This window comes from Corynebacterium sp. HMSC035E02 (assembly GCF_001836065.1).
Classification (GTDB): Bacteria; Actinomycetota; Actinomycetes; order Mycobacteriales; family Mycobacteriaceae; genus Corynebacterium; species Corynebacterium hiratae.
In genome coordinates, this window is record NZ_KV827370.1 from 1 (window position 1) to 362 (window position 362).

Sequence of the window (362 nt, forward strand, 5' to 3'; positions counted from 1 at the left end):
TGTGATGTCTAGCGACTTTTTGGACACGGAGTCCAGGATGTTTTTGGACGGGATGTCTAGTGGCTTTTTGGACGTTTGCGGCGGTGGAATAGCCGGATGGCTATTCCATTGCATAAGCGTAGAAAGGTCGCAGATTTCGATCCCGTTCGTGACGGCAAGACGGTCACACAGTTTTGCAAAGAATTAGGAATCTCGCGGCAGACGTACCACAACATCAAAAGCCGGATAGCGCAGAAGGGTCGCGCAGGTATTGTGCCTGATTCGACTGCCCCGAAGAATCCGATGAAGAAATTTGACGAGGCCGATAAAATCGCAGTCGTCCACGCCAGACAGGAGTTGATGGAGCAAGGCTTGGATTATGG

General features: G+C 51.1%; 1 protein-coding gene. It reads left to right on the forward strand.

Annotated elements, in window-relative coordinates:
- Positions 1–96: 96 nt before the first annotated feature.
- Positions 97–362: helix-turn-helix domain-containing protein (locus tag HMPREF2635_RS10550; RefSeq protein ID WP_141761708.1), on the forward strand; the 266-nt coding region annotated here is incomplete at its 3' end.